Origin of the sequence: Streptomyces sp. NBC_00414, assembly GCF_036038375.1 — a bacterium.
Lineage (GTDB): Bacteria > Actinomycetota > Actinomycetes > Streptomycetales > Streptomycetaceae > Streptomyces.
The window spans coordinates 2,339,779-2,353,517 of record NZ_CP107935.1; the positions used below are offsets into that span (position 1 = coordinate 2,339,779).

Below are 13,739 nucleotides of genomic sequence, written 5' to 3' on the forward strand. Positions count from 1 at the left end.
GGTACCCCTCATGTCCCCCCGTTTCGCCCGCGTCCCCCCGGCATGCCCCGTCGGTGGGGGCCACGCGTCGCGGTGAGGGCCGTGGGATCCCCTTCACCGGCCGCCCGTTCCGGCTTCCCCACGGCGTCGACGTCCCCTGTCCGCAAACGGTCGGACAGGCGGTACGCACAGCACATCAGGCGCGTGTCGGCCGACGCGGCGGGGATCCCCCCGTAGCCCCGGACACCTGCGGGACAAGGAACGGGCGGGTCTCCTCCCGGCGTCCCCCGCCACCTGCCACTGACCGGCCGCAGCCTGCGTTCTCCTTCAACTCTGTACCGCGTCCGGGGTGTTGGGCCAGACACGGGAGGCATATTCCCGGGTACGGCCGGGACCCGCCGGGGACGGGCGGCACTACGCTCGAAGCGCATCGCCACCACCGGCCCGGGGAGAGCCGGCCATCCGGAGGGGGAGGATCCGGGGATGATCCGCGTGCTCGTGGTCGAGGACCAGCGCGCGCTGGCCGACGCCTTGGCCATCGCCATCGGAGCACAGCCGGACCTGGACTGCGGCGAGGCGGTGGGTACGGTCGACGAGGCGTTGCGGGAGGCGGCCCGTCGGCCCCCCTCCGTGGTCCTGATGGACATTCATCTGCCGGGCACGGACGGTATCGAGGGCACCCGGCTGCTGAAGGAGGCCCATCCCTCGGCGCGGGTGGTGGTCCTGACCGCGGACGCGACCCCCGACCAGCTGGCGCGGGCGGTGACGGCGGGCGCCTCGGCGTTCCTCGCCAAGCACAGCGCGTTCGGGGACATCCTCACCGCGATCCGGACGACTGCCACCGGCCAACTGCTCGTGGAGGAGTCGACCCTGGCGGCCCGGCTGCCGCCGCGGCAGCGCAACGGGTACGGGCTGACCCGCCGGGAGCACGAGGTGCTGGTGCTGCTCGCTCAGGGACACGGTCTCAAGACGATCGCGGACCGGCTCGTGCTCAGCCGGCACACGGTGCGCGGACATGTGAAGAGCGTCCTGGTCAAACTGCGCGCGCACAGCCAGCTGGAGGCGGTGGTGACGGCCACCCGGCTGGGGATCCTGCCGCGCGAGGTGCCGTAGAACGGGAATCAGCCCATCTGAGGGGGCGGTTCGCCCCGCCTGGGGGATTTCCGACCGAACAGCCGTCGCTTATGGTGCGAAATGTGTGACCTCCCACGGCAACGGCCCGAGCCGTCGCCACGCGACTTCCCGAATCCCACGTCGCACCCAGCCGGGCGGTCGCACGGACTGGGGCCGCCGGGGAGCAGGACCCGGGCCATGTGCGCGGAGATGACGGCAGTTCGGATCCCGCGACGTTCGTCCGCCTGCCGGTCGCCCGTCTCCCGCCGGGCGAACCCCCGGCGACCCCGCCCCACCAACACACCACAGGGGCCGACCGCGCGACCAACCCCCACCAGTGCCCCGTAAGGGGCGCGGGGAAGTGCGCACCCAGCCCCCACCGCCGCGCAGACCACCCAACCCCAGCCCCCACCCCGCAAGGGGCGCGGGGAACTGCGCAACAAGCCCCACCGGACCCGCACCCACACCACCACGCCTCCCGGCAGGGACCCGGCAGGGCCCACTCACCCCCGCCCCGGAGGCACCCTCTGCGCCGGCAGCCGCCGCAACGCATCGGCAGCGGCCCGAGCCAACTCCGGACGGACAAGCGCCTCGTTCAGAACGGGACGGGCCCGCTCGTCCCCCAGCACCCCCAACCCCTCCACACACGCGAGAGCGACCCGTCGATACGGATCGTGCGGCCGGAACCTGCGGGCCAGGGTGGTGATCAGGGCGGGCACGGACTCGGGCGCCCGCAGCTCGACCAGCAGCCGCACCGGATGCAGGGCATAGGCGACCCGCAGCTCGTTGGTGGCGAGGGCCGCCGCCGCCCGGGCGGTACGCGGGTCACCCAGCCGGGCCATGGCATAGGCGGCGGAGGCGCACCGCTGCGGATCCCGGTGGTTGAGCAGCAGGACGAGCGCCTCGAAGGCCCGTCGGTCCCCGGCGACACCGAGCCGGAAGGCTGCCAGTTCCCGCGCCCAGAGCGGCTGTTCGGGAGCGATGAGTACGGCGGCCAGCTCGTCGAGATCGCCGGTCGCGGCCAGTCGTTCGTACGAAAGGGACGCCATCGCGCCCGCCTCCTGCCGTAAGCGCTGGGTGAGCGATCGCAACTCTTCGTCCATGACGCAGAGACTATCGGCGACGTAGGTCACATGGACCGGGCAGGAAGGCGGGCTGGCGCGCTCGTTACTCACCGGTTAAGCTCAATCGAGCGAGTTACCCACTCGTTGACTTGCCCGTGGCGGCCTGGTGACGCAGCCGTCGTGGGAACAACCCTCACGCCCCCGTGGCAGTGAGGGAGCTGGTCGGTTCGGTACCTCAGGTACCTCAGTACGGCATGGCTCCGGGACAGGGCCTGTCGGTTCACCTCACCGCTTCGCGGGTTCGTGCTCCAACCCCCGCGACCGGCACCGGGCGTGTGCGCTTCGCAGCCCGGCGACACCCGCAGGCATCACCGCGACCTCCGTACTCCGTGCGCCCGTCGGCGTACCCCGGTGCGTACCCGTTGCGTCCCTCAGTCGTCACTCATTCCTGGAGTCCCGCGATGGCCACTCCCCTGTCCGACCCCTCCCAGCCGTCCTTGTCGTCGGAGGCCCCCCTCAAGACCGTCGCCGTCGTCGGCCTCGGCACCATGGGCACCGGTATCGCCGAGATCCTCGCCCGCGCCGGCCGCGAGGTCGTCGGCATCGACGTCAGCGAGGCCGCCGCGACCCAGGCCGTCACCGCCCTGGAGTCCTCGACCGCCCGTGCCGTGCAGCGCGGGCGCCTCACCGAGCAGGAACGCGACGACACCCTCGCCCGCTTCCGTACCTTCACCGATCTGCGGGCGGCGGCCGACGCCGACCTGGTGATCGAGGTGGCCCCCGAGTCGTACGAGATCAAGCACCAGATCTTCCGGGAGCTGGACGGTGTCGTGCGGCCGGGGACCATCCTGGCGACCGGCACGAACGCCTTGTCGGTCACCCGGCTGGCCGCCGACTCGGCCCACCCCGAACGGGTCCTGGGCCTGCACTTCTTCAACCCGGCGCCCGCGATGAAGCTCGTCGAGGTCGTCTCGTCCGTGCTGACCGCGCCGGGCGCCGTCGCGGCCGTCACCGACCTCGCGCTCGAACTCGGCAAGGAGCCCGTCGCCGTCGGCGACCGCCCCGGCTTCGTCGCCGACGGCCTGCTCTTCGGCTACCTCAACCAGGCCGCCGCGATGTACGAGGCGAAGTACGCCAGCCGCGAGGACATCGACGCCGCGATGAAGCTGGGCTGCGGCCTGCCCATGGGCCCGCTCGCCCTGCTCGACCTGATCGGCGTCGACACCGCGCGTACGGTCCTGGAGGCCATGTACGCCGAGTCGCACGACCGGCTGCACGCGCCGGCGCCCGTCCTGAAGCAGCTCAGCCAGGCGGGTCTGACCGGCCGCAAGTCGGGCCGCGGTTTCTACACGTACGACGCCCCGGGCAGCGCGACCGTCGTCCCGGACGCGCTCACACCGCTCGCCGAAGGATCCGAGGCGACCGGTCGGCTCGTCCGCTCGGTGGGCGTCGCGGGCTCCGGAACCATGGCGTCCGGCATCGCCGAGGTCTTCGCGAAGGCCGGGTACGAGGTCGTCCTCGCCGCCCGCACCGAGGAGAAGGCCGAAGCCGCCAGGGCCCGGATCGGCAAGTCCCTCTCGCGCTCCGTCGACAAGGGGCGGATGACCGCCGAGACGGCCGCCGAGACCCTGGAGCGCATCACCCCGGCGGGTTCCTACGAGGCCTTCGCCGACGTGGATCTGGCGCTGGAGGCCGTCGCCGAGGACCTGGAGGTCAAGCAGCAACTCTTCGCGGTGTTCGACAAGGTCTGCAAGCCGGGCGCGATCCTGGCCACCACGACCTCCTCGCTGCCCGTCGTCGCCTGCGCCCGTGCCACCTCGCGTCCGCAGGACGTGATCGGCATGCACTTCTTCAACCCGGCGCCCGCGATGAAGCTCGTGGAGGTCGTGCGCACGGTCCTGACGGCCGACGACGTGCACTCCACGGTCCGCGGGCTCTGCTCGAAGATCCGCAAGCATCCGGTGGACTGCGGCGACCGGGCGGGCTTCATCGTGAACGCGCTGCTGTTCCCGTACCTGAACAACGCGATCAAGATGGTCGAGGAGCACTACGCGACGCTCGACGACATCGACGCCGCGATGAAGCTCGGCGGCGGCTACCCGATGGGCCCCTTCGAACTCCTCGACGTGGTCGGCCTGGACGTCTCACTGGCCATCGAGAAGGTGCTGCACCGCGAGTTCCGCGACCCGGGGCTCGCCCCGGCGCCCCTCCTGGAGCACCTGGTGGCCGCGGGCTGCCTCGGCCGCAAGACGGGCCGCGGCTTCCGCGAATATGCGCGGCGCTGAGCCGCACCAGGGCGGGCCCGGGGACAGGCCCGACATGCCCGCCTCCGGACCAGGGGACCGGCCCGGAGGCGGGCGTGTGGACTGGGGCGGGCTGCTCGACCCCGCCGGCGTCTGTGCCGGGGCCCTGGGCCCCGGTGGAGAAAGACCCGGTCATGAGCGCTCCGACGCGTACATGCAGTACGTTCGGGGCATGTCCCAGTCCGCCAAGTCCTCCCGTACACCAGCCGCGTCCGACGTGCCGGAGACCGCCGCGGGCGGTCGCGCGGCGGCGCAGCGGCTCAAGATGCGCCGCGAGCTGGCGGCCGCCGCGATGGAGCTCTTCGCGACGAAGGGGTACGAGGCGACGACGGTCGACGAGATCGCCGCTGCGGCCGGGGTCGCCCGGCGCACCTTCTTCCGGCACTTCCGTTCCAAGGAAGAGGCGATCTTCCCGGACCACGACGACACCCTGATCCGGGCCGAGGCGGTGCTCAACGCCGCGCCGGCGCACGAGCACCCGCTGGACACGGTGTGCCGCGGGATCAAGGAAGTCATGAAGATGTACGCGGGCCGGCCGGAGATCTCGGTCTCGCGCTACAAGCTCACGCGTGAGGTGCCGACCCTGCGCGAGGCGGAGATCGCCTCCGTGGCGCGGTACGAGCGGCTGTTCACCCGCTACCTGCTGGGCCACTTCGACGAGCACGCCCACGACGACGACGCCAACGACGACCCGCTGCTCGCGGAGGTCGCCGCGTCGGCCGTGGTCACCGCCCACAATCACGTGCTGCGCAGATGGCTGCGGGCGGGCGCCCAGGGGGACGTCGAGGCCCAGCTGGACCACGCCTTCGCGATCGTCAGGAAGACCTTCGGTACGGGGATCGGGGCCGGGCGGGACACCACCGCGCACTCGGCGCCCGTGTCCACCGCCTCGGTGGAGGGCGAGGTCCTGGTGACCGTCGCCCGGGTCGACGCCCCCTTGCACCAGGTGATGCGCACGATCGAGCAGGCTCTCAAGGAACGGTCGTAGCGGACCTCCCCAGCAGCACCGAAGGGGCACGCCCACCAGGGTCGTGCCCCTTTTTCATGCTCTTTTGCGACCCCTTCTGATCGATCATCGCTCATCTGTTACCAGCAGATGACAAGTGAGAGAAATTGTTGGCACTCGGTGCCTTGCTAGATGACACGCAGTGTCATACGTTGAAGTTGTCCGGGCGGCCGGCGTGCAGAGATCCTTCGTACGCCGGCTGTCCCCGCAAGCCAAGGCCTGCGAGCCCGGACGCCTGCGTCACAGGCAACCTTCCGCGCCACAAAGCGCTGCCGAGCATCACCCCCTGCCGAACCGACGGCACGCCTCACCCAGCAGCTGTCCACCCCGACGTAACCCTCAGCGTTCTCCTCGGACGCTCATCGCCGGAGGCATCACCGTGAAGGAAATCCTGGACGCGATCCAGTCGCGGACGGCCACGTCCGCCGACTTCGCCGCGCTACCGCTCCCCGAGTCCTACCGCGCGATCACCGTGCACAAGGACGAGACCGAGATGTTCGACGGGCTCGCCACCCGCGACAAGGACCCCCGCAAGTCGATCCACCTGGACGACGTGCCGGTGCCGGAGCTCGGCCCCGGCGAGGCCCTGGTGGCCGTGATGGCCTCCTCGGTCAACTACAACTCCGTGTGGACCTCGATCTTCGAGCCGGTGTCCACCTTCAGCTTCCTGGAGCGCTACGGCAGGCTCAGCGAGCTGACCAAGCGCCACGACCTGCCGTACCACGTCATCGGTTCGGACCTCGCGGGCGTCGTGCTGCGTACCGGCCCCGGCGTGAACGCCTGGCACCCCGGCGACGAGGTCGTCGCGCACTGCCTGTCCGTCGAGCTGGAGTCCAGCGACGGGCACAACGACACCATGCTCGACCCCGAGCAGCGCATCTGGGGCTTCGAGACCAACTTCGGCGGGCTCGCCGAGATCGCGCTCGTCAAGTCCAACCAGCTGATGCCCAAGCCCGACCACCTGTCGTGGGAGGAGGCCGCCGCACCCGGGCTGGTCAACTCCACCGCGTACCGGCAGCTGGTCTCGCGCAACGGCGCCGGGATGAAGCAGGGCGACAACGTCCTCATCTGGGGCGCGAGCGGCGGCCTCGGCTCTTACGCCACCCAGTTCGCGCTGGCCGGCGGCGCCAACCCCATCTGTGTGGTGAGCAGCCCGCAGAAGGCGGACATCTGCCGGGCGATGGGCGCCGAGGCGATCATCGACCGCAACGCCGAGGACTACAGGTTCTGGAAGGACGAGCACAACCAGGACCCGAAGGAGTGGAAGCGCTTCGGCAAGCGCATCCGCGAGCTGACCGGCGGCGAGGACGTGGACATCGTCTTCGAGCACCCGGGCCGCGAGACCTTCGGCGCCTCCGTGTACGTCACCCGCAAGGGCGGCACGATCGTCACCTGCGCGTCCACCTCGGGCTACAACCACGAGTACGACAACCGCTACCTGTGGATGTCCCTGAAGCGGATCATCGGCTCGCACTTCGCCAACTACCGCGAGGCCTGGGAGGCCAACCGGCTCATCGCGAAGGGCAAGATCCACCCGACGCTCTCCCGCGTGTACTCGCTGGAGGAGACCGGGCAGGCCGCCTTCGACGTGCACCGCAACCTCCATCAGGGCAAGGTCGGTGTCCTGGCACTGGCGCCCACCGAGGGCCTCGGCGTGCGCGACGAGGAGAAGCGCGCCCAGCACGTCGACGCCATCAACCGCTTCCGGAACATCTGAGGTCCGAAGATGACAGAGCGCCAGACGCCGCAGGGGCGGCCCGAGAAGGACCGGCCGTGGCTGATGCGGACCTACGCGGGCCACTCCACCGCCGAGGCGTCCAACGAGTTGTACCGGCGCAACCTCGCCAAGGGGCAGACGGGTCTGTCGGTCGCGTTCGACCTGCCGACCCAGACCGGCTACGACCCGGACCACATCCTCGCCCGCGGCGAGGTCGGCCGGGTCGGCGTGCCGGTGTCGCACCTCGGTGACATGCGCCGGCTGTTCCAGGACATCCCCCTGGACCGGATGAACACCTCGATGACCATCAACGCCACCGCCATGTGGCTGCTGGCGCTCTACCAGGTCGTAGCCGAGGAGCAGGGTGTGGACATCACCACGCTCCAGGGGACGACCCAGAACGACATCGTGAAGGAGTACCTGTCGCGGGGCACGCACGTGTTCCCGCCGGTGCCCTCCCTCCGTCTGACGACGGACATGATCTGTTACACGGTCAACAACATCCCCAAGTGGAACCCGATCAACATCTGCAGTTACCACCTGCAGGAGGCGGGAGCCACTCCGGTCCAGGAGATCGCGTACGCGATGTCCACCGCGATCGCCGTGCTCGACGCGGTGTTCGCGTCCGGCCAGATCGCCGAGGAGCAGAAGGGCGACGTGGTCGCCCGTATCTCCTTCTTCGTGAACGCGGGCGTCCGCTTCGTCGAGGAGATGTGCAAGATGCGGGCCTTCGGCCGCATCTGGGACAGGATCACGCGCGAGCGGTACGGCATCGAGAACCCCAAGCACCGCCGGTTCCGGTACGGGGTCCAGGTCAACTCCCTCGGACTGACCGAGGCCCAGCCGGAGAACAACATCCAGCGGATCGTGCTGGAGATGCTGGCCGTGACCCTCTCGAAGGACGCACGCGCGCGTGCCGTCCAACTGCCCGCCTGGAACGAGGCGTTGGGGCTGCCCCGGCCCTGGGACCAGCAGTGGTCGCTGCGCATGCAGCAGGTGCTCGCCTACGAGAGCGACCTGCTGGAGTACGCCGACATCTTCGAGGGCTCGCACGTCGTCGAGGCGAAGGTCTCCCAGCTGATCGAGGACTCGTTCGCCGAGATCGACCGGATCCAGGAGATGGGCGGCGCGATGGCGGCCGTCGAGTCGGGCTACCTGAAGTCGCAGCTCGTCTCGTCGCACGCCGAGCGCCGGGCCCGTATCGAGTCCGGCGACGAGAAGATCATCGGCGTCAACATCTTCGAGTCGACCGAGCCCAACCCGCTCACCGCCGACCTGGACGCCGCGATCATGACGGTCGACCCGGCGGTCGAGGCCCGGGTGACCGCGGCCCTCACGCAGTGGCGCGACACCCGTTACCAGCCCCCCTTCAACCACCCGCGCCCGTGCAAGGCGCTGGACCGGCTGAAGGAGGCCGCGAAGGGCACCGGCAACCTCATGGAGGCCACCCTGGAGTGCGCCCGTGCCGGAGTCACGACCGGCGAGTGGGCCGGTGCCCTGCGCGAGGTGTTCGGCGAGTTCCGCGCCCCCACCGGTGTGTCGTCCGCGCCCGTCGCGGTGACCGCCGAGGAGGGCACCGCGATGGCGGCGGTCCGCCGCAAGGTGGAACTCACCGCTCGGGACATGGGTGTCGGCAAGCTCCGCTTCCTGGTGGGCAAGCCGGGCCTGGACGGGCACTCCAACGGCGCCGAGCAGATCGCCGTACGGGCCCGTGACGCCGGCTTCGAGGTGGTCTACCAGGGCATCCGGCTGACACCCGAGGAGATCGTGACCGCGGCCGTCGCCGAGGACGTCCACGGGGTCGGCCTGTCCATCCTGTCGGGCTCGCACGCCCAGCTGGTGCCCGACGTGCTGGAGCGGCTGCGCGAGGCCGGCGCCGCCGACATCCCGGTGATCGCCGGCGGGATCATCCCGAACGCCGACGCCGAGCTGCTCAGGGCCGCCGGAGTGGCCGCCGTCTTCACCCCGAAGGACTTCGACATCACGGGAATCATCGGCCGTATCGTCGACGAGATCCGGAAAGCGAACAAGCTCGACCCTCTGGAGGTCCCCGCATGACCAGCCCTGTTCCCCAGGTCAACCGTTTGCGCCCGCGGCGCTCCTGCCTGGCCGTGCCCGGCTCGAACCCCCGCTTCCTGGAGAAGGCGCAGGGCCTTCCGGCCGACCAGGTCTTCCTGGACCTTGAGGACGCGTGCGCGCCGCTCGCCAAGCCCGAGGCGCGGCACACCATCGTCAAGTTCCTCAACGAGGGCGACTGGACGGGCAAGACGCGGGTCGTGCGCGTGAACGACTGGACGACGGAGTGGACGTACCGCGATGTCGTGACGGTCGTCGAGGGGGCGGGCCCCAACCTCGACTGCATCATGCTGCCGAAGGTCCAGGACGCCCAGCAGGTGGTGGCCCTCGACCTGCTTCTGACGCAGATCGAGAAGACGATGGGCTTCGAGGTCGGCAAGATCGGCATCGAGGCGCAGATCGAGAACGCCAAGGGTCTGAACAACGTCAACGAGATCGCGACCGCCTCCCAGCGTGTCGAGACGATCATCTTCGGCCCGGCCGACTTCATGGCGTCGATCAACATGAAGTCGCTGGTCGTGGGCGAGCAGCCGCCCGGCTACCCGGCGGACGCCTACCACTACATCCTGATGAAGATCCTGATGGCCGCCCGCGCCAACAACCTCCAGGCGATCGACGGCCCCTACCTGCAGATCCGCAACGTCGACGGCTACCGCGAGGTCGCCCGGCGCGCCGCGGCCCTCGGCTTCGACGGCAAGTGGGTGCTGCACCCGGGCCAGGTCGAGGCGTCGAACGAGATCTTTTCGCCGTCCCAGGAGGACTTCGACCACGCCGAGCTGATCCTGGACGCGTACGACTACTACACGTCCGAGGCCGGCGGCAAGAAGGGCTCCGCGATGATCGGCGACGAGATGATCGACGAGGCAAGCCGCAAGATGGCCCTCGTCATCTCCGGCAAGGGCCGCGCCGCGGGCCTGCAGCGCACGTCCAAGTTCGAAGCGCCCTCCGCCTGACTCGGGCCAGGCAGTTCGGAACACACAAAAAAACCCTCATCCCCCAGACCCCGCAGGGGCCTGGGGGCATACCAGCCCGGAGGGCGAGACCATGCAGTTCGGCCGTACCTACGAAGAGTTCACCGTCGGCGACGTCTACAAGCACTGGCCCGGGAAAACGGTCACCGAGTACGACGACCACCTCTTCTGTCTGCTCACGATGAACCACCACCCGCTCCACATGGACGCCAACTACGCCGAGAACACCACGGACTTCAAGAAGAACGTCGTGGTGGGGAACTACATCTACTCCCTGCTGCTCGGCATGTCCGTCCCCGACGTCTCGGGCAAGGCGATCGCCAACCTGGAGGTCGAGTCGCTGAAGCACGTCGCGCCGACCTTCCACGGCGACACGCTCTACGGCGAGACCACGGTCCTCGACAAGACACCTTCCCGGTCCAAGAACGACCGCGGGATCGTGTACGTCGAGACCAGGGGCTACAAGCAGGACGGCACGCTGGTCTGTGTGTTCCGCCGCAAGGTGATGGTCCCCACCGAGACGTACATCAAGGAGCGCGGCGGCGAACAGCCCGGCCGCCCCCAGCTCAAGGAGCAGGAGAAGTAGCCATGGCGCGACTCGCCCAGACCGCCGGTCTGACCGACATCCAGCGGGAGATCCTGTCGACCGTACGGGACTTCGTCGACAAGGAGATCATCCCGGTCGCGACCGGGCTGGAGCACCGCGACGAGTACCCCCAGCAGATCGTCGACGGTCTCAAGGAGTTGGGCCTCTTCGGCCTGATGATCCCCGAGGAGTACGGGGGTCTGGGTGAGTCGCTCCTCACCTACGCGCTGTGCGTGGAGGAGATCGCGCGCGGCTGGATGTCGGTCTCCGGCATCATCAACACCCATTTCATCGTGGCCTACATGCTCAAGCAGCACGGCACGCAGGAGCAGCGGGAGTACTTCCTTCCGCGCATGGCGGCGGGCGACGTGCGCGGCGCGTTCTCCATGTCCGAGCCGGCGCTCGGCTCCGACGTGTCGGCCATCACGTCCAAGGCGGTGAAGGACGGCGACGAATATGTCCTGAACGGCCAGAAGATGTGGCTCACGAACGGCGGTACGTCGACTCTCGTGGCCGTTCTCGTGAAGAGTGACGAAGGCCACCCCGAGGGCACCGCGCCCCATAAGTCGATGACGACCTTCCTCGTGGAGAAGGAGCCCGGTTTCGGTGAGGTCCGTCCCGGCCTGACCATCCCCGGGAAGATCGACAAGATGGGCTACAAGGGGGTCGACACCACCGAGCTGATCATGGATGGCCTGCGCATTCCGGCCGATCGCGTGCTCGGCGGCACCACCGGCCGAGGTTTTTATCAGATGATGGACGGCGTCGAAGTGGGCCGCGTCAACGTGGCCGCGCGTGGTTGCGGTGTCGCTCAGCGTGCGTTTGAGCTGGGCGTTTCCTACGCCCAGCAGCGCCACACCTTCGGCAAGCAGATCGCCCAGCACCAGGCGATCCAGTTCAAACTGGCCGAGATGGCTACCAAGGTCGAGGCCGCCCATGCGATGATGGTCAATGCGGCGCGCAAAAAGGACTCCGGGGAGCGAAACGACCTCGAAGCAGGGATGGCGAAGTACCTCGCCTCCGAGTACTGCAAAGAGGTCGTGGAAGACGCCTTCCGGATCCACGGCGGCTACGGCTTCTCAAAGGAGTACGAGATCGAGCGCCTCTACCGCGAGGCGCCGATGCTGCTCATCGGTGAAGGTACCGCCGAAATCCAGAAAATGATCATCGGACGCAGGCTGCTCGAAGAGTATCGACTCCAGGGTTAGATATACCGATTCGGGGTGTTTTCATCGAGAAGAAGATCACACCCCGTCAGCGCTCTTCGGACACCGACTCGGCTTCCTGGCTTACCCAGTTGTGGCCCGCGACCGGTACGATCCCGGGAAAGCCGCCGTCCCCAGTCACAGCGCGGCATCATCCGCTACGAAGGTCATCCATGCCCCACAGCCAAACCTCTGCACCACGCGACAGCCTGGCCGGCGTACGTCTTGCGCGCGGAGCATCGCCGTGGCTCCTCCCGACCGTCGCCACCGCAGCCCTCAGCCTGGTACGCGCGCGCAAGTCCGGCGCCGCCAAGGCCGTGGCCGTACCCGCCACCGCTCTTGCGGCGGGCATGCTGTGGTTCTTCCGCGACCCCGAGCGCGAGATCACCCAGGGCCGGGTCATCTCGCCCGCCGACGGTGTGGTGCAGAGCATCATGCCGTGGAAGGACGGGCGCACCCGCGTCGCGATCTTCATGAGCCCGCTGAACGTCCACGTCAACCGCGCGCCTCTCTCCGGCACGGTGACGTCGGTCGAGCACATCCCCGGCGGATTCGTTCCGGCGTTCAACAAGGAGAGCGAGAACAACGAGCGCGTTGTCTGGCACTTCGACACCGAGCTCGGCGACATCGAGATGATCCAGATCGCCGGTGCGGTCGCGAGGCGCATCGTGCCGTACATCCCGCAGGGCACGAAGGTCGAGCAGGGCGAGCGGATCGGGCTGATCCGCTTCGGGTCGCGCGTCGACATCTATCTCCCCGAGGGCGTGGAGGTCGACGTGGAGGTCGGTCAGAAGACCGTGGCGGGGGTGACTCGCATTGACCGTGATTGATCCCGAGACGCAGACCGGCTGGGTGCCGGAGGCCGACGAGCTCGACGACGAGGAGGAGATGCCCCTTTCTCTCCGCCTCTCGATAGCGGACACGCTCACCCTCGGTAACGCCACGTGCGGCTTCATGGCGGTGTACTTCACCACCACAGGCATCCTGATCCCGCACCTCACGGGCAGCCAGGAGTCCGGCATGGCGCGGCACAGTGCCGCCACCGCCGTGATCCTGATGCTGTGCGCGGCGGTCTTCGACCTGTTCGACGGCCTGGTGGCCCGCAAGCTGCGCTCCTCACCCATGGGCGCGGAGCTGGACAACCTCTCGGACCTGATCAGCTTCGGTCTGGCGCCGGCGTACTTCGTGCTCGTCTACGGCATGGTCGCCGACGACGCGCACCAGCGGGTGGCGGCGGTGGGGGCGATCGTGGTCCTGCTGGCCGTCGTGCTCCGACTGGCCAGATTCTCGTGCGTCACCGTCAAGGACGGCACCTTCCAGGGCATGCCGTCGCCGTTCGGTGCGCTGACGGTCGTCTCGATCGTGCTGCTTGAGCTGCCGTTCGTCGCCACGCTCATGGCGATCATCGGTACCGCGTGGCTGATGGTGAGCCGGGTCGAGTACCCGAAGCCGCGGGGGCGGCTCGCGGTGGCGATGCTCTCCTGGATCGTGCTGAGCATGGCGCTGCTGGCCTCCTGGGCCTTCGAAGCGCCCGGTGGGCAGCTGCTGCTGCAGACCGGGTGTGCGTTGCAGCTGGTGATGGGGGCCGTGATTCCCCTCTTCGCCACGGCTCGTCGGGTGAACAACTTCAGGGACAACCGGCGAGAGGCCAGGGCGGCGCAGCTGCCCTAGTTCTTACCGCCTGTGCACAGGGGAAGGGCCCCGAACCTCTTGGTTCGG

General features: G+C 69.0%; 11 protein-coding genes. 10 read left to right on the forward strand and 1 reads right to left on the reverse strand.

Annotated elements, in window-relative coordinates; all coding sequences use genetic code 11:
- Positions 1-462 precede the first annotated feature (462 nt).
- Entirely contained in the window at positions 463-1,092 is a 630-nt protein-coding gene (locus OHS59_RS10045; RefSeq protein ID WP_328493041.1) for a response regulator transcription factor, read from the forward strand.
- A 503-nt stretch (positions 1,093-1,595) separates the two neighbouring features.
- Here the strand turns inward: OHS59_RS10045 and OHS59_RS10050 are convergent.
- The gene (locus tag OHS59_RS10050; RefSeq protein ID WP_328493042.1) at positions 1,596-2,195 is read right to left on the reverse strand and encodes an adenylosuccinate lyase; all 600 of its coding nucleotides are present in this window, start codon (positions 2,193-2,195) and stop codon (positions 1,596-1,598) included.
- Positions 2,196-2,617: 422 nt separating this feature from the next.
- On the opposite strand from OHS59_RS10050, the gene OHS59_RS10055 reads away from it, so the two are divergent.
- The 9 genes from OHS59_RS10055 to pssA all read left to right on the forward strand — a co-directional run bounded on the left by OHS59_RS10055 (position 2,618) and on the right by pssA (position 13,691).
- Positions 2,618-4,441: a 3-hydroxyacyl-CoA dehydrogenase family protein gene (locus OHS59_RS10055; RefSeq protein WP_328493043.1), complete on the forward strand. Its 1,824-nt coding sequence runs from the start codon at positions 2,618-2,620 to the stop codon at positions 4,439-4,441.
- A 190-nt stretch (positions 4,442-4,631) separates the two neighbouring features.
- Positions 4,632-5,447, forward strand: a complete 816-nt coding sequence (locus OHS59_RS10060) for a TetR family transcriptional regulator (protein ID WP_328493044.1) — start codon at positions 4,632-4,634, stop codon at positions 5,445-5,447.
- 397 nt (positions 5,448-5,844) lie between these two features.
- Entirely contained in the window at positions 5,845-7,182 is a 1,338-nt protein-coding gene (gene ccrA / locus OHS59_RS10065; RefSeq protein ID WP_328493045.1) for a crotonyl-CoA carboxylase/reductase, read from the forward strand.
- Between the two features lie 9 nt (positions 7,183-7,191).
- Entirely contained in the window at positions 7,192-9,240 is a 2,049-nt protein-coding gene (locus tag OHS59_RS10070; protein ID WP_328493046.1) for a protein meaA, read from the forward strand.
- Complete coding sequence (locus tag OHS59_RS10075; RefSeq protein ID WP_189775253.1) at positions 9,237-10,211, forward strand: HpcH/HpaI aldolase/citrate lyase family protein; 975 nt, start codon at positions 9,237-9,239, stop codon at positions 10,209-10,211. Before OHS59_RS10070 ends, OHS59_RS10075 begins: the two co-directional genes overlap by 4 nt.
- A 91-nt stretch (positions 10,212-10,302) precedes the next feature.
- Positions 10,303-10,815: a MaoC family dehydratase gene (locus tag OHS59_RS10080; protein ID WP_328493047.1), complete on the forward strand. Its 513-nt coding sequence runs from the start codon at positions 10,303-10,305 to the stop codon at positions 10,813-10,815.
- Positions 10,816-10,817: 2 nt separating this feature from the next.
- On the forward strand, positions 10,818-12,023 hold the full coding sequence (locus OHS59_RS10085; RefSeq protein ID WP_328493048.1) for an acyl-CoA dehydrogenase family protein: 1,206 nt from the start codon (positions 10,818-10,820) through the stop codon (positions 12,021-12,023).
- Between the two features lie 170 nt (positions 12,024-12,193).
- On the forward strand, positions 12,194-12,850 hold the full coding sequence (locus OHS59_RS10090; RefSeq protein WP_107016765.1) for a phosphatidylserine decarboxylase: 657 nt from the start codon (positions 12,194-12,196) through the stop codon (positions 12,848-12,850).
- A 22-nt stretch (positions 12,851-12,872) separates the two neighbouring features.
- On the forward strand, positions 12,873-13,691 hold the full coding sequence (gene pssA, locus OHS59_RS10095) for a CDP-diacylglycerol--serine O-phosphatidyltransferase (protein WP_328499148.1): 819 nt from the start codon (positions 12,873-12,875) through the stop codon (positions 13,689-13,691).
- Positions 13,692-13,739 lie beyond the last annotated feature (48 nt).